The sequence below is a fragment of the Mesorhizobium sp. M0808 genome, from assembly GCF_040320025.1.
GTDB lineage: Bacteria > Pseudomonadota > Alphaproteobacteria > Rhizobiales > Rhizobiaceae > Mesorhizobium.
The window spans coordinates 1-20,186 of sequence record NZ_JAMYOX010000039.1; the positions used below are offsets into that span (position 1 = coordinate 1).

The 20,186-nt window shown below is 63.8% G+C and carries 20 protein-coding genes; 16 read left to right on the forward strand and 4 right to left on the reverse strand.

Features of this window, described 5'->3' with window-relative positions; translation table 11 throughout:
• The first annotated feature begins 107 nt into the window (after nucleotides 1-107).
• A complete protein-coding gene (locus NKI25_RS29255; protein ID WP_352596311.1) occupies nucleotides 108-1,004 on the forward strand; it encodes a LysR family transcriptional regulator in 897 nt (298 codons plus the stop codon).
• 44 nt (nucleotides 1,005-1,048) lie between these two features.
• Here NKI25_RS29255 and NKI25_RS29260 read toward each other — a convergent pair whose 3' ends face one another.
• The 3 genes from NKI25_RS29260 to NKI25_RS29270 form a co-directional block, all read right to left on the reverse strand.
• Entirely contained in the window at nucleotides 1,049-1,210 is a 162-nt protein-coding gene (locus NKI25_RS29260; RefSeq protein ID WP_352454322.1) for a hypothetical protein, read from the reverse strand.
• Nucleotides 1,211-1,291: 81 nt separating this feature from the next.
• Entirely contained in the window at nucleotides 1,292-2,911 is a 1,620-nt protein-coding gene (gene groL, locus NKI25_RS29265; protein WP_353000118.1) for a chaperonin GroEL, read from the reverse strand.
• Nucleotides 2,912-3,010: 99 nt separating this feature from the next.
• Nucleotides 3,011-3,349, reverse strand: a complete 339-nt coding sequence (locus NKI25_RS29270) for a co-chaperone GroES (RefSeq protein ID WP_352591912.1) — start codon at nucleotides 3,347-3,349, stop codon at nucleotides 3,011-3,013.
• 244 nt (nucleotides 3,350-3,593) lie between these two features.
• On the opposite strand from NKI25_RS29270, the gene NKI25_RS29275 reads away from it, so the two are divergent.
• A complete protein-coding gene (locus NKI25_RS29275; RefSeq protein ID WP_352454325.1) occupies nucleotides 3,594-3,866 on the forward strand; it encodes a hypothetical protein in 273 nt (90 codons plus the stop codon).
• Nucleotides 3,863-4,129, forward strand: coding sequence for a DUF1488 family protein (locus tag NKI25_RS29280; protein ID WP_352591915.1), 267 nt, complete (start codon nucleotides 3,863-3,865; stop codon nucleotides 4,127-4,129). Before NKI25_RS29275 ends, NKI25_RS29280 begins: the two co-directional genes overlap by 4 nt.
• Nucleotides 4,130-4,159: 30 nt before the next feature.
• On the opposite strand, the gene NKI25_RS29285 is transcribed toward NKI25_RS29280, so the two are convergent.
• Nucleotides 4,160-4,351: a hypothetical protein gene (locus NKI25_RS29285; RefSeq protein ID WP_352530525.1), complete on the reverse strand. Its 192-nt coding sequence runs from the start codon at nucleotides 4,349-4,351 to the stop codon at nucleotides 4,160-4,162.
• Nucleotides 4,352-4,889: 538 nt separating this feature from the next.
• On the opposite strand from NKI25_RS29285, the gene NKI25_RS29290 reads away from it, so the two are divergent.
• The 13 genes from NKI25_RS29290 to NKI25_RS29350 all read left to right on the forward strand — a co-directional run bounded on the left by NKI25_RS29290 (nucleotide 4,890) and on the right by NKI25_RS29350 (nucleotide 20,174).
• Entirely contained in the window at nucleotides 4,890-5,300 is a 411-nt protein-coding gene (locus NKI25_RS29290) for a DUF3168 domain-containing protein (protein WP_352785743.1), read from the forward strand.
• A gap of 373 nt (nucleotides 5,301-5,673) precedes the next feature.
• Nucleotides 5,674-5,973, forward strand: coding sequence for a hypothetical protein (locus NKI25_RS29295; protein ID WP_352785749.1), 300 nt, complete (start codon nucleotides 5,674-5,676; stop codon nucleotides 5,971-5,973).
• A gap of 64 nt (nucleotides 5,974-6,037) precedes the next feature.
• A complete protein-coding gene (locus tag NKI25_RS29300) occupies nucleotides 6,038-6,703 on the forward strand; it encodes a response regulator transcription factor (protein ID WP_023718390.1) in 666 nt (221 codons plus the stop codon).
• 10 nt (nucleotides 6,704-6,713) lie between these two features.
• Entirely contained in the window at nucleotides 6,714-8,141 is a 1,428-nt protein-coding gene (locus NKI25_RS29305; protein ID WP_352454424.1) for an ATP-binding protein, read from the forward strand.
• Nucleotides 8,142-8,262: 121 nt separating this feature from the next.
• The gene (locus NKI25_RS29310; RefSeq protein WP_352591921.1) at nucleotides 8,263-8,697 is read left to right on the forward strand and encodes an RT0821/Lpp0805 family surface protein; all 435 of its coding nucleotides are present in this window, start codon (nucleotides 8,263-8,265) and stop codon (nucleotides 8,695-8,697) included.
• Nucleotides 8,698-8,919: 222 nt separating this feature from the next.
• Nucleotides 8,920-10,056, forward strand: a complete 1,137-nt coding sequence (gene ccmI / locus NKI25_RS29315; RefSeq protein ID WP_352591924.1) for a c-type cytochrome biogenesis protein CcmI — start codon at nucleotides 8,920-8,922, stop codon at nucleotides 10,054-10,056.
• A gap of 3 nt (nucleotides 10,057-10,059) precedes the next feature.
• Complete coding sequence (ccmE, locus tag NKI25_RS29320) at nucleotides 10,060-10,503, forward strand: cytochrome c maturation protein CcmE (protein ID WP_023677821.1); 444 nt, start codon at nucleotides 10,060-10,062, stop codon at nucleotides 10,501-10,503.
• A gap of 14 nt (nucleotides 10,504-10,517) precedes the next feature.
• On the forward strand, nucleotides 10,518-12,506 hold the full coding sequence (locus NKI25_RS29325) for a heme lyase CcmF/NrfE family subunit (protein ID WP_353000120.1): 1,989 nt from the start codon (nucleotides 10,518-10,520) through the stop codon (nucleotides 12,504-12,506).
• Nucleotides 12,503-12,970 carry a cytochrome c-type biogenesis protein gene (locus tag NKI25_RS29330; RefSeq protein WP_352591930.1) on the forward strand — a complete coding sequence of 156 codons (468 nt, stop codon included), beginning with the start codon at nucleotides 12,503-12,505 and terminating at the stop codon, nucleotides 12,968-12,970. Before NKI25_RS29325 ends, NKI25_RS29330 begins: the two co-directional genes overlap by 4 nt.
• 116 nt (nucleotides 12,971-13,086) lie before the next feature.
• On the forward strand, nucleotides 13,087-14,643 hold the full coding sequence (locus NKI25_RS29335) for a Do family serine endopeptidase (RefSeq protein ID WP_352591933.1): 1,557 nt from the start codon (nucleotides 13,087-13,089) through the stop codon (nucleotides 14,641-14,643).
• A gap of 399 nt (nucleotides 14,644-15,042) precedes the next feature.
• Nucleotides 15,043-15,717 carry a response regulator transcription factor gene (locus NKI25_RS29340; RefSeq protein ID WP_254819962.1) on the forward strand — a complete coding sequence of 225 codons (675 nt, stop codon included), beginning with the start codon at nucleotides 15,043-15,045 and terminating at the stop codon, nucleotides 15,715-15,717.
• A gap of 6 nt (nucleotides 15,718-15,723) precedes the next feature.
• The gene (locus NKI25_RS29345; protein WP_353000122.1) at nucleotides 15,724-17,193 is read left to right on the forward strand and encodes a sensor histidine kinase; all 1,470 of its coding nucleotides are present in this window, start codon (nucleotides 15,724-15,726) and stop codon (nucleotides 17,191-17,193) included.
• Nucleotides 17,193-20,174, forward strand: a complete 2,982-nt coding sequence (locus tag NKI25_RS29350; RefSeq protein WP_353000124.1) for a bifunctional [glutamine synthetase] adenylyltransferase/[glutamine synthetase]-adenylyl-L-tyrosine phosphorylase — start codon at nucleotides 17,193-17,195, stop codon at nucleotides 20,172-20,174. Before NKI25_RS29345 ends, NKI25_RS29350 begins: the two co-directional genes overlap by 1 nt.
• Nucleotides 20,175-20,186 lie beyond the last annotated feature (12 nt).

Here is a 20,186-nt window from a genome sequence, read left to right on the forward strand (position 1 = left end):
ACCCCCAGCCCTGTGCAGCTTCAGCCGGTCCGACTGCTTCGCAAACCTGCCAAGCAGGCGAGCCTTCTTGCCTTCAACCTTGACAGGGAACATGAGAGACTAGGTTCGTGATCAAGACCGGCGAACCGGACTGGAACGATCTGCGCTACTTTCTCGCTGCCGCCCGCGCGGGAACGTTGTCGGGAGCAGCGCGCGTGCTCGGCGTGCGTCACACGACGATCAGCCGGCGCCTGGCTGCTCTTGAGGCGGCACTCGGGGTTTCGCTTGTCGTGCGAACGCGGCAAGGCATTGAGATCACGCCGCTTGGCCAGACATTGCTGCCGCTCGGCGATGACCTTGAACGTACCATGCAAGCACTGACGGCGCTTGTGCGTTCGGGCAAGAATAGCGTTCGGCTGGCACTGCCGTCGGGCTTCAGCCCCCTTTTTGCCGAGCGTATGGCCGGGTTCCATAAGGCCCACCCGGATATCAACCTGGAACTGACGAGCGGCAGCAGGCCAGTGGACCTGCAGCACGGCGAGGCCGACCTTGCGGTCAGGATCGGCACCGTCGCCGCAGACGATTTGATCGCGCAGAAGCTTTGTGTTGCGGGCTGGTCGATCTATGCGTCCCAGCGCTATCTCGACCGTCACCCAATGCCCATCGACCCTCGCCAGTTGGCCGGACACGAGATCATTGGATTTCACGCAAGCCTTGCCGGCGTCCCCGGCGCCAAATGGGTTGAGGCGCACGGCGCCGGCGCGACAATTGTCCTTCGCGTTGCCGAAATGACGGAAATGCTGGCGGCGGCTCTGAGTGGCGCCGGTCTGGCGGTAATGCCCTGCATGTTGGCCGAAGCTGAACCGCGGATGGTGCGCCTTGCCCCCGACATTCTCGGCAGTCATCCGGTGTCGCTCGTCTATCGCCGTGAAATCGGGGCGGAGGCGCCGGTGCGCGCCGTCATCCGCTTCGTTTCTACCATCATCAAGGACCGTGCCGCGCTGATCAGCGGCGAAACGCGATAAGCGTCTGGTGCCGCGCTTGCGTGGGTGCCGAAGATTGGCAGTCGTCACATGGGACGCTTGTCCGCGATCTTTTTCGGGTCGCGGCCTACCATGCCGGCGTCGGCTTTCCTGTGCTTGTCGGCAAGCCTGCGAATGCGATCGAAGCGGCTTTCCTCGGCCACTTTGGTCTTCGCCGCTGCCTTTGGCTTCGGGACGAATGCGATCATGGATCGATCTCCTTGCCGATGGCGCGGCCGGGGAAGAACCCCGGCGGCTGTCTTTTCAGGCTTGTTTCGGGCAGCGGCTGGTCAATAGCCCATGCCGCCGGTCGAAGCAGCGGCGTCCTTGGCCGAAACGTCGGTGATCATGGCTTCCGCAGTGATCAGGAGCGCCGCAATGGAGCCCGCGTCCTGCAGTGCCGTCCGCACCACCTTCGCGGGGTCGACGATGCCGGCCTTGATCATGTCGACATAGACCTCGTTCTGGGCATCGAAGCCCTGATTGTGGTCCTTGCCGTCGGCGAGCTTGCCGATGACGATCGAACCTTCGACGCCGGAATTCTCGGCGATCTGCCGGATTGGCGCTTCGAGCGCTCTCGACACGATCGAAATGCCCGCCGTCACATCGGCATTGGCTCCGGTCAGCCCGTTCAGCACAGCCTTGGCGCGCAGCAACGCAACGCCGCCGCCGGGAACGATGCCTTCTTCGACGGCCGCGCGCGTGGCGTTCAGCGCATCGTCGATGCGGTCCTTCTTTTCCTTGACCTCGGATTCGGTCGCGCCGCCGACGCGGATGACGGCAACGCCGCCCGCCAGCTTGGCGAGACGTTCCTGCAGCTTCTCCTTGTCATAGTCGGAAGTGGTTTCCTCGATCTGCGCCTTGATCTGCTGGACGCGCGCCTGGATGGTGGTCTTCTCGCCGGCGCCGTCGATGATCGTGGTGGTGTCCTTCTCGATCAGCACGCGCTTGGCGCGGCCGAGCATGTCTATGGTGATGTTCTCCAGCTTGATGCCGAGATCCTCGGAAATCATCTGTCCGGCGGTGAGCACGGCAATGTCTTCCAGCATCGCCTTGCGCCGGTCACCGAAGCCAGGCGCCTTGACGGCCGCTACCTTGAGGCCGCCGCGCAGCTTGTTGACGACCAGCGTTGCCAACGCTTCGCCCTCGACGTCCTCGGAGATGATCAACAGCGGCCTGCCGCTTTGCACCACGGCTTCGAGGATGGGCAGCAGCGCCTGCAGATTGCCGAGCTTCTTTTCGTGGATGAGGATGTAAGGGTCTTCCAGCTCGGCGCGCATCTTTTCGGCATTGGTGACGAAATAGGGCGAGAGATAGCCGCGGTCGAACTGCATGCCTTCGACCACTTCGAGCTCGGTGTCGGCGGTCTTGGCTTCCTCGACGGTGATAACGCCGTCATTGCCGACCTTGTCCATCGCCTTGGCGATCATGGCGCCGACGCTGGTGTCGCCATTGGCGGCGATGGTGCCGACCTGGGCTATCTCGGCCGACGACTTGACCTTCTTGGCGCGCGCCTGGATTTCCTGGACGACGGCGCTGACGGCAAGGTCGATGCCGCGCTTGAGGTCCATCGGGTTCATGCCGGCGGCAACGAATTTGGCGCCCTCGCGCAGGATGGAAGCGGCCAGCACCGTGGCGGTGGTGGTGCCGTCGCCGGCGAGGTCGTTGGTTTTCGAGGCCACTTCGCGCACCATCTGTGCGCCCATGTTTTCGAACTTGTCGGTGAGCTCGATTTCCTTGGCCACCGTCACCCCGTCCTTGGTGATGCGCGGCGCGCCATAGGCCTTGTCGATGATGACGTTGCGGCCCTTGGGGCCGAGCGTCACCTTGACGGCGTTGTTGAGGATTTCGACGCCGCGCAGCATGCGGTCACGCGCGTCGGTGGAGAATTTGATTTCCTTGGCAGACATGATCTTTTCCAGTTCGGTTGTCGTGGCAAGACGCTTGCAGCGCCTGAATCAAAGCTCGGAGCGTCCTTTGCGCGCGCGGGAGGGCGCGCGGCCTTCCAATCAGGCGGCCTTCTTGGCAGCCACGGTCTTGTCGATGATGCCCATCTCGCTTTTTTCGATGATGCCCATGATGTCGGCCTCCTTCATGATCAGAAGGTCCTCGCCGTCTATCTTGACCTCGGTGCCGGACCATTTGCCGAACAGAATGAGGTCGCCGGCCTTGACGTCGAGCGGGATCAGCGCGCCGCTTTCGTCCCGCGCGCCCGGCCCGACAGCGATCACTTCGCCTTCCTGCGGTTTTTCCTTGGCATTGTCGGGGATGATGATGCCGCCCTTGGATTTGGTGTCGCTTTCGGCGCGCCGAATGACGACGCGATCGTGGAGTGGCCGGAATTTCATGGGGACTCTTTCTGGGGCCGGCTTAGGCGGCCGCCCCCTCTCTATAGGCGCCTTGGCACTCGATTGATAGGAGTGCCAAAAAATATTCAGAGGGCATATAAAATATTGAACGTATTATCTTGCCTAGTCATGCCCTGGTGTTCGGGTCTTGCGGAATATTAATGAAATTGAATTTCTGTCTTTGAACACCTATTTTACGATGAAGTTCACATTCATGACTTTCGCTTCAAGGGAGATTTTACCGATGGCCGAAGGCAATCAGAACATCATGGAAAAAGCTCAGGCTCGCTTCATGGAAAATCAGAAGAAGACGGCAGAGCGGAACAAAGCAACTGCCGAATATCTCTCGGAGGCCAAGGCGAGGAGCATCAAAACGGCAAGGCTGAGGGAATTGCGACTGGCCAAGGAAGAGGCGGACCGCGCGGCGGAAGCTCTGAATCCGGTCGCACCAAAGAAGAAGCGGGCGTCGCGGACAGTTAAGAAGGCCGTATCTGCATCGACGGAGGCCAAATCATGAGCCTGACATTTCCCAACCCCAGCCGCAGCTACGACGAGGCAAGCAAACGCATTCGCTTCGTTGGCCATGACGGCATGTTCCAGATTTCCTTCTCTGTCGCAACCGATGCCATTTCCAAGATGCAGCCGGGAACGGCGGCTTCAGAAGCTACCTATCTGGCGGCCTTCGACACGGCTTCCAGCTCAATTCATGACGTCGCCAGGAATGCCTATGCCCGTACCCGCAGGAGCATGTACGTGCTGACTGCAGCCGATTTTCGCTAGATCCTTCGAGATCGCTCACAGGACGGTTGCTCAGGACTTGCGATCCGCCTTGGCTCGCCGCTTGACGTCGCGACTGTTCAGCCGGTCGACCATCGCGTCTGCATCGCGCGTATTCATGCCGACCATGAGCTGATGCTTGAGCTCGACCGGCTGGCCGGTGAAGACGTCGAAGACGGTCCAGCTGTGGGGATGCTCCATGCGCAGTGCGTAGCGGTTTGCCATCCTGGCGTCCTTTGGTTTCCGCCCGATCGATGAATGTCGCTCGATGAGGCCTGGGCGATCTCGGTCAGGCCTGGGCGATTAAGAATACTGCCGCTAGGACAAGCTCCGTCCACAAAACGACGGACAGTTTCAAGGCCAGGCTACCGTGCGCCGAGAGCATCTCCCGAGTGCGGCTCACCAAGCTCTTGATGTCATCGACATAGTCGGCGCCGCAATCGCGACCGGCGGCGCCTTGACCCCAAGCTTTCCGCAGCAGCGATGGCTCGCGCAGAAACCGACCTCGAATGTTTGGAAACCAGACATCTTCATAGCACCGTTCTTTCAAACTCCATGCATGCCAAATGAATTCGCGGGTTGGCATCACCCTAAAGGGCGTCCGTGATGCGAAACGTCGCGGGTTGCAGGAGCAGGGCTTATTGCCGAGATCATGAAGGTTCATAATCCGCATGAGACGCGCTGATTCGCGCTTTGCCGGGATGCCTTCATGCAACGCAGCTACGCAGCCGGGAGGTCGAGGCGACGGGCGAAGGGAAAGACGATGACCGCGCCGGCCGTCGAATTGCAGAGGGCCATATTCGAGGCAGTGAACGGCGATCCCCACCTGTCGGCGGCACTGGGCGATGCAAGATTGTTCGACCATGCGCCGGAAAATGTTGCGTTCCCCCACATGACCTTCGGCCGCACCAGCGTCTACGATTGGGCAACGGGGATGGAGAACGACGCAGAACAGTTGCTGACGTTGCATGTCTGGTCGAAATCAGAGGCCAGCAAGGAAACCAATGACATCATGGACCTTGTTAGCACCCGCCTGCGCGATGCGGCTCTCTCGCTCGGCGAACATCGCCGCGCCTACCTCAAGCTCGAATTCGCCGAAGCCCGCTACGACGAGGACCTTTCGGCCCATCACGGGCTGCTGCGCTTCCGCGCCGTGATCAAGGACGAGGGCTGACCACCGGGCACTTTTTGCAAATCGGGCAATTTTGTTCTTGCTTTGTGCCGGCAGCTATGCTACTAATTTCCCTATGGTGCTGATGGCGCCAGCGACCCGCCGCAGAGGCGGGTTTTTTGTTTCAGGTTCGGTTCGCCTGAACTGCCATCGGTTGCCTTGGGCCGGATGCTTCGTCCTCCCAAATGGTCCTGCCCGCCAGATGATGTCGGTTGTCGGCGAAGGATTGGAGGGCTAGGTTAAACATTGGCGATTTCGCGGAGCCGGGCGGCGAAATGGCAATCCGGTAATCTCGCGCTTCAGGGGTGTGGCGGGCATGCATTCGAGCGTTCACCGTTCATATCACGTTCAGCACCGGCGCGTTAGAACGCTGACCATGAACATCCTTCGCCCCCACTTCCGGACCGCGGCACTGGCGCTGTCAGCCGGCGGTCTGCTTGCGTCGCAAGCGATGGCGATCCCCGTTGTCGTGCCCGAGCAGCCGCAGCCGGTCGTCCTCGCCGCCTCCGACTGCTACGCCATCGGCCAGCAGGTGGCCGAGCAGAATGGCGGCACCTTGGCCAAAGCCTCGCAGTCGACACGCGGCGGCCAGCCGGTCTGCATCATCGTCGTGCTCGTTCCGGGCAAGGAAGGGCAGCGTCCGCGTCGCTCGGAGATCGTCGTTCCGCTGAACTGAATCGTGCCGTTTCCCAGTCTGCCGGAATCGGCCTATATCTGACCAGCTTCAACAGGCCTCCCGCATGCGCGTACTCGTCGTCGAAGATGACAAGGATCTCAACCGGCAGATCGGCGACGCGCTGGTCGATGCCGGCTATGTCGTCGACCGCGCTTTCGACGGCGAGGAAGGGCACTTTCTCGGCGACACCGAGCCCTACGACGCCGTGGTGCTCGACATCGGCCTGCCGCAGATGGACGGCATCAGCGTGGTCGAGCGATGGCGGCGCGGCGGCCGCAAGATGCCGGTGCTGATCCTGACGGCACGCGACCGCTGGAGCGACAAGGTTGCCGGTATCGACGCCGGCGCCGACGACTACGTCACCAAACCCTTCCACATCGAGGAAATCCTGGCCAGGGTGCGGGCCTTGATCCGGCGTGCTGCCGGGCACGCTTCGTCCGAACTGACCTGCGGGCCGCTGCGCCTCGACACCAAGGCCTCCAAGGCCGACGTCGACGGCGTGCCGCTGAAGCTGACCTCGCACGAATTCCGCTTGCTTGCCTATTTGATGCACCACATGGGCGAGGTGGTGTCCCGGACCGAGCTGGTCGAGCATCTCTACGACCAGGATTTCGACCGCGATTCCAACACGATCGAGGTCTTTGTGGGACGGCTTCGCAAGAAGATGGGCATCGACATGATCGAAACTGTTCGCGGCATGGGCTACCGCATGCGTAAGCCGGAGGCGTAACGCGGAACCGCTGCCTACAAAACCCGCCGTCTCGAACACGCCGTCGCTGCGGTCATGGCCGCGTTCGGTGGCGTTTCGCGTCATCGCCTTTTCCACGGTCTGGGCGATCCTCACTCTGGTCGTCATCTTCACCTTGATCACCACGCTCTATCGCCAGGCCAGCGAGCGCGGTTTCGACAGCCTGCTTTCGGCGCATCTGTTCAACCTGATCGGCTCGGTCGGCGTTTCTGAAAGCGGCCAATTGACCGGCGCCCCCGACCTTGGTGATTTGAGGTTCTCGGAACCGAATTCCGGCTGGTACTGGTCGGTCGAGCCTGCCTCGGAAGGCGTGCACGGCGATCTCCATTCGTCGTCGATGACCAAGGCGATCCCGTCGCCAAGCGTTGCCGAGGTGCCCTTCAATGCCAGCTTCCAGCGCAGCTATTCAGCGGACGGCATCGAAGGCGAGCAGTTGGAGGTGTTCGAGAGCGAGTTCGTGCTCGATGCGAAAAACCGCGCCGCGCGCTTCCGCGTCATGGGCAACCAGACCGAGCTCGAGCAGGAAATCGCCACCTTCCAGCGGCGCCTTTTGACCTATCTGTCGCTGTTCGGCGTCGGCATGATCGCCATCAATGCGATTGCCATCCTGCTCGGTCTGCAGCCGCTGCGCCGGGTCAGGAATGCGCTTGCCATGGTGCGCGAAGGAACCGCGCAGCGCCTAGACGGCCGTTTCCCGGCCGAGATCGAGCCGCTCGCCAACGAGACCAATGCGCTGATCGAAAACAACAGGCGTATCGTCGAGCGGTCGCGCACACAGGTCGGCAACCTGGCTCACTCGCTGAAGACGCCGCTTGCCGTGCTGCTCAACGAGGGACGGGCGCTGGGTGGCGCCAAGGGCCAGCTGATCGCCGAGCAGGCCGCTTCCATGCAAAAGCAAGTGGACCATTATCTGCAACGTGCCCGCGTCGCCGCGCAGCGCGACAGCGTCGTCTACCGTACGCCGGTGGCGCCGCTGGTCCAGCGCATGGTTCGGGTGCTGCAGAAGCTCAACCCGCAGACGGCGCTGTCGCTCTCACTGCCGGCCACCGACATCGTCTTTGCCGGCGAACGCGAGGACCTGGAGGAGCTGCTCGGCAATCTGCTCGACAATGCGATGAAATGGGCAAGGAGCGCGGTCGCCGTTTCGGTCAAGCCAATCTCCAGCAAGGGTGGCGCTGGCACGGAAGGCGCAGCCAACCTGTTCGAGATCAGCATCGAGGATGACGGCCCCGGCATTCCCGACGACAAGGCGCGCGAGGTGTTGCAGCGCGGCCGGCGTCTCGACGAGACAAAACCGGGCAGCGGGCTCGGACTTGCCATTGTCGCCGACCTTGTCAACGAGTATGGAGGCTCCCTGGCGCTGGAACGATCCGTCATGGGTGGATTGAAGGCGATGGTTCGATTGCGGAGCCTTCAGTAATGCTTTTCCAGATTGCTTTTCCAGGTGGCCGGCTGCGGCCAAATTTCCGACAAACATCGACATTATGGCCGCACCAGCTGCTGACAGCGCGGCGGTCCAGCTCAAGAAAGCCGGTATTGGCATGAAGATTCGCGTCGCGCTCGTTTCCGCCCTGCTCGCCGTCTCCGGCTGCACAACGCTCGACAAGGGCCCGGCCGTTACGGTGACGCCGGCCGCGACGCCCCCCAGCGGCGCCAAGGTGGCGACGACGATCATCTCCGCCATGGGCGGCGGCCTCGTCGGCGGCTCTATCGGCGCCGGCCTGAGTGAGACCGAGAAGCGCAGCGCGCTCGAGGCGGAATACAAGGCGCTTGAATACACGGCGAGCGGCCAGAAAGTGGCTTGGAAGAGCGACGGTTCGGCCCATCGCGGCGAAGTGGTCGCCGCCCAGCCCTATCGCGTCGGCTCGCAGGACTGCCGGCAATACACCCATACGGTGTTTACCGGCACCGCCGGCGCCACCGCGCGCGGAACCGCCTGCCGCAATGCCGACGGCAGCTGGACGCCGCTGACGTAGCTGGCCGGCCGTCGATCCGCCGATTCCGGTCCGGCACTAAAGCGCGTCGCGTTCGACCGGCCTCATGCGACGCGCTTTAGGTTCTTGTTTTGATGCATGGTCGTTATCGCAAAACCGCTGCACACTTTTGCGCGACATGCATTATCGATCGGAGCGGCCCCGCCAAAGCGTCGCAGCACGCTTGTGTTGGCAGGGCAAGGGTCTCGTTCTATTGGAAGAGCCATGCTGTTCTGGGTCATAGCCGCAATCCTGACGCTGGGCGCAAGCCTGGCGGTGCTGCTGCCCTTGGCCGGCGGATCGAAGAACGCGTCCGCTGCCGGCGATCACGATCTTGAAGTCTATCGCGACCAGCTGGCCGAGCTTGACCGCGATATGGCGCGTGGCCTGATCCAGCCAATGGAGGCCGAAGAGGCACGCGCCGAAATCGCCCGCCGCATCCTTCGCCTGAGCAATGCCGGCCACGCCGACGAGACGACGACGCAGCCGTCGCGGTCGACAAGGCTGGTGGCGACGGCGGCCGTGCTGCTGGTTCCGCTGGTCAGCTGGGGCCTCTATGGCCAGCTCGGCTCACCCGACCTGCCGTCGCAGCCGCTCAGCGAACGCCTGGCCAAGAACCCCGCCGACAGCTCGGTCGACGAGCTGATAGCCCGCGCCGAGGCGCACCTGGCGGCCAACCCATCCGATGGCCGCGGCTGGGACGTGCTGGCGCCGGTCTATCTGCGTATGCAGCGATACGCCGATGCGGTGACCGCCTATCGCAACGCCATCCGCCTCGACGGCGACAGCGCCGCCCGCCAGGCGGGTCTTGGCGAGGCGATCGCCAATGCGGCCGGCGGCATTGTCTCCGCCGAAGCGCAGGCGGCTTTCGAGGCGGCGTTGAAGCTCGATCCGGCCAATCCGAAGGCCTCGTTCTATCTCGCCATGGGCATGGCACAGGAAGGCCGCATAGCTGAAGCCACGGCGGCCTGGCAAAAGATGCTTGCCGCCTTGCCGCAGGGCTCGCCGTGGCGCGGCGCCGTCGAGCAGGCGCTGGCCGAATCCGCCGCCCGCAGCGTCGCTTCGGAGGCGCCCGCGAAAGGGCCGACCGCCGAGGATATCGATGCTGCTTCCTCGATGTCGCCGCAGGACCGGCAAGCCATGATCAGCACCATGGTTGCCGGCCTCGACGAAAGGCTTCGGCAAAATCCGCGCGACGAGGAAGGGTGGATGCAGCTCGTTCGTTCCTATGCCGTGCTGGGCAAGACAGATCAGGCGCGTGACGCGCTCAATCGCGGTATCGCCGTCTTTGGCGCGGACAGTGACCAGGCCAGGAAATTCACCGCCTTTGCCGCCTCGCTTGGCGTGACGGCGACGGAGTAGACGATGACGCGCAAGCAGAAACGACTGTCGGTGATCGCAGCGGGGCTAGGGTTTCTCGGTGTTGCCACGGGGCTGACCTTCTATGCGCTTGGCCAGAAGGCCTCCTATTTCTACATGCCGGCTGATCTGGCCACCGCCAGCCTTCAGCCGGGCCAGCGCATCAGGCTCGGCGGTCTCGTCGAAAAAGGCACGGTCGAGCGTAGCCAAGGCGCCACCGTCGCCTTTTCGGTGACCGACAACCAGAAGGACGTCAAGGTCACCTATACCGGCATTCTTCCCGACCTCTTCCGGGAAGGACAGGGCGTGATCACCGAAGGCTCGTTTGGCCCTGACGGAATCTTTGTCGCCGACAGCGTGCTGGCCAAGCATGACGAGACCTATATGCCCAAGGAAGTGGCCGACGGCCTCAAGGCCAAGGGCGTATGGCAGGAGAGCAAGAGTGACTAGCGGGTGCGGTGACAATGGTTGAAACCGGACATTTCGCCCTGATCCTGGCGTTTGCGCTGGCCCTGGTGCAGACGATGGTGCCGCTGTTCGGTGCGCGCACCGGCAACCATAAGATGATGGCCGTCGGCGCACCGGCCGCGCTGACCGGCTTTGCCTTGACGGCGCTGTCTTTCGTGGCGCTGGCAACCGCCTACGCCGGCTCCGACTTCTCGGTTGAGAGCGTCTGGGAGAACTCGCATTCGCTGCAGCCGCTGATCTACAAGATCACCGGAACCTGGGGCAATCACGAAGGTTCGATGCTGCTCTGGGTACTGATCCTGACCTTCTTCGGCGCGCTCGTCGCCGTCTTCGGCGGCAATCTTCCGGCGACGCTCCGGGCCAATGTGCTTGCCGTGCAGGGAGCGATCGGCGCCACTTTCTTCCTGTTCATCCTGACGACGTCGAACCCGTTCGTCAGGCTCAATCCGGCGCCTATCGAGGGCCGCGATCTCAACCCGATCCTGCAGGACCTCGGCCTCGCCATCCATCCGCCGCTGCTTTATCTCGGCTATGTCGGTTTCTCGATCTGCTTTTCCTTCTCTGTCGCTGCCCTCATCGAGGGCCGCATTGACGCTTCGTGGGCGCGCTGGGTAAGGCCGTGGACATTGGTTGCCTGGATGCTCCTCACCGGCGGCATCGCCATGGGCTCCTACTGGGCTTATTACGAGCTCGGCTGGGGCGGCTTCTGGTTCTGGGATCCGGTCGAGAACGCATCCTTCATGCCGTGGCTGGCGGGCACGGCGCTGCTGCATTCGGCGATCGTCATGGAAAAGCGCTCGGCGCTGAAGATCTGGACGCTGCTTCTGGCGATCCTGACCTTCTCACTGTCGCTGCTCGGCACCTTCCTGGTGCGTTCCGGCGTGCTGACCTCGGTGCACGCATTCGCCACCGATCCGACGCGTGGCGTGTTCATCCTCTGCATCCTGACGCTGTTCATCGGCGGCTCGCTGGCGCTGTTTGCCTTACGCGCCTCCCGGCTGACGGCCGGCGGCCTGTTTCACCCGATCTCGCGCGAAGGCGCGCTGGTCCTGAACAATCTGTTCCTGACCACCGCCACCGCCACCGTGCTGGTCGGCACGCTCTACCCGCTCGTCGTCGAAGCCCTGTCTGCCGACAAGATTTCGGTCGGCGCGCCGTTCTTCAACCTGACATTCGGCCCGCTGATGGTGCCGCTGCTGGTCGTCGTGCCGTTCGGGCCGCTCCTCGCCTGGAAGCGCGGCGACATTTTCGCCGTCGCCCATCGCCTGATGGCGGCTTTCGCGGCGGCGCTGCTCGCCGTGCTGGTGACGGCCCTGTTCATCGATGGCGCTTCGGTGTTGGCGGCACTCGGTGTCGGCCTTGCCTTCTGGCTGATCTGCGGCGCGCTCACCGATCTCGCCGTCAAATCCGGCTTCGGCACCGTCGCGCCCGCCACCATGCTCAGGCGCTTCGCCGGCCTGCCGCGCTCGGTCTTCGGCACAGCGCTTGCGCATCTCGGCCTCGGGCTGACAACGCTCGGCATTGTCGGCACGCTTTGCTTCGGCACCGAAAAAATCTTGGCGATGCATGCCGGCGAGACCGTCGAACTGTCCGGCCACAAGCTGCGCTTCGAGGGGCTCTATCCGGCCCAGGGGCCTAACTACAGTGAGGATCGCGGCCGCTTCGCCCTGCTTGGCGCCGACGGTAGCGTCGCAGGCGAGATCACCTCGGCCAAGCGCTCATATCCGGTGCGCCAGATGACCACAACCGAATCCGGCATCAGGACGATCGGCTTCAGCCAGCTCTATCTTTCGCTTGGCGACGAGGGCAGCGATGGCTCTGTGGTCGTTCGTCTGTGGTGGAAGCCGCTGGTGACGCTGATCTGGGGCGGCGGACTGGTGATGATGGCGGGCGCGGCGATGTCGCTGCTTGACCGTCGCCTGCGCGTCGGCGCGCCGTCGCGCCGCAAGCCGGCGGGCGCGGTGCCATCGGCGAGCTCGTCATGAGGCAAAGGGTCACGCTGGCCTCGCTGGTCCTGCTGCTGGTGCTGTTGTTCGCTGGCGTCGCGCAGGCGGTCAAGCCCGACGAGGTGCTGGCCGACCCGGCGCTCGAGGCAAGGGCGCGGGCTTTGTCGGAAGGCTTGCGCTGCATGGTCTGCCAGAACCAGTCGATCGACGAGTCTGATGCCGACCTCGCCCGCGACCTGCGCATCCTTGTGCGCCAGCGCCTGGTCGCCGGCGATACCGACCGGCAGGTGATGGACTATGTCGTTTCGCGCTACGGCGAATTCGTGCTGCTGAAGCCACGCTTCAATCTGCGCAATGTCTTGCTCTGGGGGACGCCAGTTCTTCTGCTGCTCGTTGGCGGGACATTCATCCTGCTGGCCGCCCGCTCGCGCCGTTCGACGGCGACCGCTGTATTAACTGCCGAGGAACAGGCGGCGCTGGACAAGATGCTCCGCCGCGATTGATCGATACATTACGAAAGTTTCATGTACCGGAAATGGCGCCGTAATGTGCGGCTCTCTATTTCCTTTGTCGAGGATGCCAATCAAGGGGCGTCCCTTGAAAAGAGGATACGAGAACCATGAATGTTGCCCCCAATTCATATCTACGCACCCGCAAACGCCTGCTGGCCGCAGCCGCATCCCTGGCCATTGCGGGCGCGATCGGCTTTGGTGCTGTTGCCACCGGGACAGCCCCGGTGCTGGCCGACGCCGTGCGTGTCGAGGCACCGCAGGTCCCGAGCTTCGCCGATGTGGTCGAGCGCGTTTCGCCGGCGGTCGTCAGCGTGCGCGTCAAGGCCAAGATCCAGCCGACGGCCGATGACGGTTCCGGCCAGATGGACGACGAGGACGGCTTAGGCAATCTTCCCGACAACCCGCAGCTGAAGCGTTTCTTCCGCGAATTCCGCGGCTTTGGCGATCAAGGCGGCGATCAGGGCCCGAACGGAATGCGCCGTTTTGGACACCGTGACCGCAACAACGACCAGCCGCGGCCGGTGGCGCAAGGGTCCGGTTTCTTCATCTCCGATGACGGCTATCTCGTCACCAACAACCATGTCGTCGAGGAGGGCACCGCCTTCACCGTGGTGACCAATGACGGCAAGGAACTCGACGCCAAGCTGATCGGCACCGATCCGCGCACCGATCTTGCGGTGCTCAAGGTCGATGACGGCAACAAGTTCACCTATGTCGACTTCGCCGATGATTCCAAGGTTCGCGTCGGCGACTGGGTGGTGGCTGTCGGCAATCCGTTCGGCCTCGGCGGCACGGTTACCGCAGGCATCGTTTCGGCCCGCGGCCGCGATATCGGCGCCGGTCCCTATGACGACTTCATCCAGATCGACGCCTCGGTGAACCGCGGCAATTCGGGCGGCCCGACCTTTAACCTCAACGGCCAGGTTGTCGGCATCAACACCGCGATCTTCTCGCCCTCGGGCGGCAGCGTCGGCATTGCCTTCGATATTCCCGCTTCGACCGCCAAGCAGGTCGTGCAGGATCTGATGAAGAACGGCACCGTGCAGCGCGGCTGGCTCGGTGTCGAGATCCAGCCGGTCACGCCCGAAATCGCCGAGTCGCTTGGCCTTGGGTCCGGCAAGGGCGCGCTCGTTGCCAGCGCGCAGGACAACGGTCCCGGCAAGAAGGCCGGCATCACCGCCGGTGACGTGATCACCCAGGTGGACGGCAAGGACGTTGCTTCGCCGAAGGAACTCGCCCGCCTGATTGGCGCATACCCGCCCGGCAAATCTGTCGATGTCACGGTGTGGCGCAACGGCAAGAGCGAGGCGGTTAAGGTCGATCTCGGCAAGCTGCCGTCGAGCGACAAGCAGGCCTCGGCCGACCAGCAGCCTGCCCCCGCGCCGAAGACCGACACGCTCGCCGATCTCGGCCTGACCGTCACCAAGTCTGACAATGGCAAGGGCCTTGTGGTGACCGATGTCGACCCGGACAGCGATGCCGCCGATCGCGGCATCCAGCCCGGCGACGTCATCACCTCCGTCAATTCGGCGGAAGTGAACGGCGCCGGCGACGTCGACAAGGCGATGGCCGACGCGGTGAAGTCCGGCCGCAAGGCGGTGCTGATGCAGATCACCCGCGACGACAGCAACCGCTTCGTCGCACTGCCTGTCGCCAAGGGCTGAGCGCATGACCCCGAACACGTATTCCGTTTTCGGAAAGGCTCATGCGCCGATTCAAGGTGCTAGAGCGTCCTTTGCGCGTCCAAGAGGACGCGCGGCGCTCTAGTGGTCGACTTTTCCGGTGCGGCGGTTTTCAACACCCCCGAGCCGCCGCACGGGAAAGCACGGGGCCTGAATACGTTAGTCAGTCATCGTGTTCCGCCCCAGCGGCAGCGGGCCTCCCATCGCCCGCTGCCGCTCGAACATGCCGCTCAAGGCGTGAAGCGGTTTTAGGCTACGACATGCTAAAACAAAGACTTACCGCGTATCCCTGAATCACTTTGTTCGCGATACGCCATGGAGAAGGCCACGATGCATATGCCGGCCACTCAATCTTCCAGCGAAATCGCGTATAACGGTTCTATGAAGATTCTCGTCATAGAAGACGATCGCGAGGCAGCCGACTACCTGCAGAAGGCGTTCGCCGAGGCCGGCCATACCGCCCATGTCGCCGGCGACGGCGAAACCGGCTTCGCGCTCGCCGATTCCGGCGACTATGACGTCATGGTCGTTGATCGCATGATGCCGCGCCGCGATGGCCTGTCCGTCATTGCCGGGCTCAGGTCCCGGGGCAATACGACGCCCGTGCTGATCCTGTCGGCGCTCGGCGAAGTCGACGACCGGGTCACCGGTCTGCGCGCTGGCGGCGACGACTATCTGACCAAGCCCTACGCCTTTTCCGAACTGCTCGCCCGCGTCGAGGTGCTGAACCGCCGCGCCAGCGCCAGGGAAGCCGAAACCGTCTACCGGGTCGGTGATCTCGAACTCGACCGGCTGTCGCACTCGGTGCGCCGCGCCGGGCGCGAGATAACGCTGCAGCCGCGCGAGTTCCGCCTGCTCGAATATCTGATGCGCCATGCCGGCCAGGTGGTGACGCGCACCATGCTGCTCGAGAATGTCTGGGACTACCATTTCGATCCGCAGACCAACGTCATCGACGTTCATATCTCGCGGCTGCGGGGCAAGATCGAGAAGGGTTTCGACAAGCCGATCCTGCACACGGTTCGCGGCGCCGGCTACATGCTGAAAAGCGGCTAGAACCCCATGACTCTTTCCGTGCCGGCCATCATGAAGACGACGGCAGCGCGGCTTTCGGCGCTCTACCTCCTGCTGTTCGCCATCTGCGCGGTGCTGCTCGTGTTCTACATGACCTCGCTGTCGGCGCGCATGCTGACCGCCCAGACCCAGGACACGATCAACGACGAGGTGCTCGGCCTCGCCCGCGCCTATCAGCGCGGCGGCCTGCCGCTGCTGGTCCGCGTCGTCGAGCAGCGCTCCCGCCAGCCCGGCGCCAATCTCTATCTGATCGCCGATGCCAACGGCCAGATCCTGACCGGCAACGTGCAGAGCCTGGAGCCGGGCGTGATCGAGGCCGAGGGCTGGACCACCGAACCGTTCTCCTACCGCCGCTTCGGCGAGGGCGAGCTCGAGCGGCAGCGCAACCCGATCTCCGACCCGAACGAGCCCGCCCAGAGCGAAGTCCAGGCCGAAGGCGAGAAAGGCCACAACGCCATTGCCCTGGTGCTGCGCCTGCCCAACCAGATGATCATGCTGGTCGGCCGCGACCTCGGCGAGCCGGAGCGCTTCCGCGCCGTCATTCGCCGCGCCTTGATGCTGGCGCTCGGCATGATGGGCGTCGGTGGGCTGCTGATCTGGTTCTTCGTCGGGCGCGCGGCGCTGAAGCGCATCGACAGCGTGTCCGAGGCGAGCCGCCGTATCATGGGCGGCGATCTTTCCGGCCGGCTGCCGGTCACCGGCGCCGGCGACGAGTTCGACCGGCTGTCGGAAAACCTCAATTCCATGCTGGCCAGGATCGCCACGCTGAACGAGGGCCTGAAGCAGGTCTCCGACAACATCGCCCACGACCTGAAGACGCCGCTGACCAGGCTGCGCAATCGCGCCGAGGCGACGCTTTCCGGCAAGCACAACACCAGCGACTACCGGCAGGCGCTGGAAGGAACGATCGCCGAATCCGATCAGCTGATAAAGACCTTCAACGCCATCCTGATGATCTCGCGACTGGAAGCCGGCTATTCCTCGGAAAGCACCACCAGGGTTGATCTGGCCGCTGCCGTGCACGACGTCGTCGAACTCTACGAGCCGGTAGCGGAGGAGGCGGGCGTGACGCTCGAAACTTCGGTGCAAGGTTCCTTCGCCGTCAACGGCAATCGCGAGCTGATTGGCCAGGCGCTGTCCAACATCGTCGACAACGCGATCAAATATTCGACCGAGTCGACCTCCAGGCCTACGGTTCGCGTGACGCTGGAGCGTGTCGGTAGCGAGATCAGACTCGCCGTCTCCGACAACGGCCAGGGCATTCCCGACGATGTCGACCGCGCCAGGGTGACCGAGCGTTTCGTGCGGCTGGAAAAGAGCCGCTCGCAGCCGGGTTCCGGCCTTGGCTTGAGCCTCGCCAAGGCGATCGTGACGTTCCACAATGGACGGCTTGAGCTTCTGCCCGGCAATCCCGGATTGTCGGTCGTCATGAGTTTTCCCGGGCGGGAGGATCGCTGATGGTGGCGAGGATGGCAGTGCGACGCCTCGAAACGGACTGGCTGTTGAAGCCGGCGATAAAGCTCGTTCCGCTGGATGCAAGCCGCGCCAGGCAGGAATTGTCGGAGATCGCCGACGCCGCGCGGCAAAGAGAACTGCCGCGACTGGCGAAATTCTTGGCAGGCAAGGGGGTCGTCCAGGATTTCCTCGCCGCCGTGTTCGACCTGTCGCCGTTCCTGCGCGATACCGCGCGCCGCCGGCCGCGGATACTCGATGTGCTTTTCGACGAGACCATCGAGGCGCGGCTATCATCGATCGGCGCCGCGGTCGACAAGGCAGCACGCGCACAGGCCGTCTCCGAAAGCAGCCTGATGATGGAGCTGCGCCAATGCAAGGCGGAGGCGCATTTCCTGATCGCCTTGGCCGATCTCGCTGGCGAAGCCGAGACCTCGCTGACGGTGCGGCGACTGAGCGACCTTGCCGACGCCTGCACGCGTGCGGCTGTCGATTTCCTGCTCCGCGACGCGCATGAGCAAGGCAAGCTCCGATTGCCGGATGCCAAAAATCCGGCGCGACGCTCGGGCTGGATCCTGCTCGGCATGGGCAAGCTCGGCGCGCATGAGCTAAACTTCTCCTCCGACATCGACCTCATCGCCTTCTTTGACCCCGATGCGCCTGCCGTCCTCGATCCGCTCGATGCAACCGAGCTGTTTTCGCGGCTGACCCGCCGGCTGGTCCGCATTCTGCAGGACCGCACCGAGCACGGTTACGTCTTCCGCACCGATCTCAGGCTTCGTCCCGACCCCGGCTCGACGCCGCTGGCGATTCCGGTCGAGGCGGCGCTGCGCTACTATGAGGCGCGCGGCCAGAACTGGGAGCGCGCCGCCATGATCAAGGCGCGCCCGGTGGCCGGCGATCTTGCCGCCGGCGCCGCGTTCCTGAAGGAACTGCAGCCCTACATCTGGCGCAAATACATGGACTACGCGGCGATTGCCGACGTCCATTCGATCAAGCGCCAGATCCACGCCCACAAGGGCCATGGCGAGGTCGCGGTCAAAGGCCACAACGTCAAGCTCGGCCGCGGCGGCATCCGCGAGATCGAGTTCTTCGTCCAGACCCAGCAACTCATCGCCGGCGGCCGCTTTCCCGAACTGCGCGGACGCGAGACCGTGCCGATGCTGGGCGAACTCTCCGCGCGCGGCTGGATCACCGCCGACGCGCGCGATGCGCTCACCAGGCAATACTGGTTCCTGCGCCGCGTCGAACACGCCATCCAGATGGTTGCCGACCAGCAGACGCATATCCTGCCGGAGGACGAAGAGGGGCTGGAGCGCGTCGCCCGCATGCTGGGCTTTGCCGATGCGGCAGGCTTTGCCGAAACGTTCCGCGCGGCGCTGCACCAGGTCGAGCGCCACTATGCAGCGCTGTTCGAAACCGCGCCGGAGCTTTCGGCCGGCATCGGCAATCTGGTCTTTACCGGCGACGTCGACGATCCCGATACCTTGCAGACCTTGCAGCGGCTCGGCTTCCAGCGGCCGAGCGACATCTGCCGGGTTATCCGCGGCTGGCACTTCGGCCGCTACCGCGTCACCAGGTCTGCGGAAGCGCGCGAGCGGCTGACCGAACTGACGCCGGCGCTGCTGCAAGCCTTCGGCCAGACGCGGCGGGCGGACGACGCAGTGATCCGCTTCGACGAATTCCTTGCCGGCCTGCCTGCCGGCATCCAGCTGTTTTCGTTGCTGCAGTCGAATCCGGCTTTGCTGAAGCTGATGGCGACGATCATGGGCGCGGCACCGCGGCTGGCCGCCATCATCACGCGCCGGCCGCATGTCTTCGATGGGCTGCTCGATCCGGCGCTGCTGAGCGAACTGCCAAACCGCGCCTATCTGTCGGCGCGCCTTGCCGCCTTCCTCGAAGGCGACAGAGCCTATGAAGACGTGCTCGACCGGTTGCGCATCTTTGCTTCGGAGCAAAGATTCCTGATCGGCGTCAGGCTGCTTGCCGGGTCGATCGACCCGCCGCGCGCCGGCCGCGCTTTTTCTGATCTCGCCGACCTGACCATCGAGGCGGCATTGCAAGCGGTGATGGCGGAATTCGCTTGGCGTCATGGCTATATTGCCGGCGGCCGGGTCGCGCTGCTCGGCATGGGCAAGCTCGGCAGCCGCGAACTGACGGCGGGCTCCGACGTCGACCTCATCCTGCTCTACGATCACGACGCCGATGCGGAGGAGTCCGACGGCGACAAGCCGCTTGCCCCGTCGCATTACTACAGCCGGCTGACACAGCGGCTGATCGCCGCCGTTTCCGCGCCGACCGCCGAGGGCGTGCTCTACGAGCTCGACCTTCGCCTGCGGCCGTCCGGCAACAAGGGGCCGGTGGCCACCCATGTCGACGCCTTCAAGAAGTATCAGCGCCAGGACGCCTGGACATGGGAGCACATGGCGCTGGCGCGCGCCCGCACGATCGGCGGCGATGCCGAGCTCTGCCGCGAGGTCGAGGGAGAGGTTGCCTCAGTGCTCGCTCTGCCGCGCGATCCAGCCAAGGTGATGGCCGAGGCATCCGAGATGCGCGCCATGGTCGACAAGGAGAAGCCGCCGCGCGATCCCTGGGACATCAAGCTGATTCCGGGCGGCCTCATCGATCTCGAATTCATTGCCCAGGTTGCGCTGATCACCGGAAAGATCGAGGCAGGCCGCAGGGCCACCGGCACGGCTGAGGTCCTGTCGCGCCTGGCGCCGGATTTCGCCAGCGCCCAGGTCAGGCAGGAACTGGTGGATGCCTATTCGCTCTATCTGGCGCTGACCCAGATGATACGGCTTTGCCTCACCGGCGCGTTCGAACGCGACGACGTTCCGCCAGGGCTTTCGGATCTGCTTCTGGCCGTCACCGACCTGCCGGATTTCGGGGTGCTTGAAGCGCATCTCGGGGAGACGTCGCAGAAGGTCAGAAAGGATTTCGACCTTCTGCTTCGTGCGAGACAGCCTGACGGTAACGGGCCGTAGGGTCGTTTCGGA

Coding starts and splice junctions, on each gene's coding strand:
- NKI25_RS29325 (WP_353000120.1), top strand. CDS start 10,518: ATGGTTGAAACCGGACATTTCGCCCTGATCCTGGCGTTTGCGCTGGCC.
- ccmE (WP_023677821.1), top strand. CDS start 10,060: ATGACGCGCAAGCAGAAACGACTGTCGGTGATCGCAGCGGGGCTAGGG.
- NKI25_RS29310 (WP_352591921.1), top strand. CDS start 8,263: ATGAAGATTCGCGTCGCGCTCGTTTCCGCCCTGCTCGCCGTCTCCGGC.
- NKI25_RS29340 (WP_254819962.1), top strand. CDS start 15,043: ATGAAGATTCTCGTCATAGAAGACGATCGCGAGGCAGCCGACTACCTG.
- NKI25_RS29295 (WP_352785749.1), top strand. CDS start 5,674: ATGAACATCCTTCGCCCCCACTTCCGGACCGCGGCACTGGCGCTGTCA.
- NKI25_RS29260 (WP_352454322.1), bottom strand. CDS start 1,210: ATGATCGCATTCGTCCCGAAGCCAAAGGCAGCGGCGAAGACCAAAGTG.
- NKI25_RS29335 (WP_352591933.1), top strand. CDS start 13,087: ATGAATGTTGCCCCCAATTCATATCTACGCACCCGCAAACGCCTGCTG.
- NKI25_RS29280 (WP_352591915.1), top strand. CDS start 3,863: ATGAGCCTGACATTTCCCAACCCCAGCCGCAGCTACGACGAGGCAAGC.
- ccmI (WP_352591924.1), top strand. CDS start 8,920: ATGCTGTTCTGGGTCATAGCCGCAATCCTGACGCTGGGCGCAAGCCTG.
- NKI25_RS29350 (WP_353000124.1), top strand. CDS start 17,193: ATGGTGGCGAGGATGGCAGTGCGACGCCTCGAAACGGACTGGCTGTTG.
- groL (WP_353000118.1), bottom strand. CDS start 2,911: ATGTCTGCCAAGGAAATCAAATTCTCCACCGACGCGCGTGACCGCATG.
- NKI25_RS29285 (WP_352530525.1), bottom strand. CDS start 4,351: ATGGCAAACCGCTACGCACTGCGCATGGAGCATCCCCACAGCTGGACC.
- NKI25_RS29345 (WP_353000122.1), top strand. CDS start 15,724: ATGACTCTTTCCGTGCCGGCCATCATGAAGACGACGGCAGCGCGGCTT.
- NKI25_RS29270 (WP_352591912.1), bottom strand. CDS start 3,349: ATGAAATTCCGGCCACTCCACGATCGCGTCGTCATTCGGCGCGCCGAA.
- NKI25_RS29275 (WP_352454325.1), top strand. CDS start 3,594: ATGGCCGAAGGCAATCAGAACATCATGGAAAAAGCTCAGGCTCGCTTC.
- NKI25_RS29300 (WP_023718390.1), top strand. CDS start 6,038: ATGCGCGTACTCGTCGTCGAAGATGACAAGGATCTCAACCGGCAGATC.
- NKI25_RS29290 (WP_352785743.1), top strand. CDS start 4,890: ATGACCGCGCCGGCCGTCGAATTGCAGAGGGCCATATTCGAGGCAGTG.
- NKI25_RS29330 (WP_352591930.1), top strand. CDS start 12,503: ATGAGGCAAAGGGTCACGCTGGCCTCGCTGGTCCTGCTGCTGGTGCTG.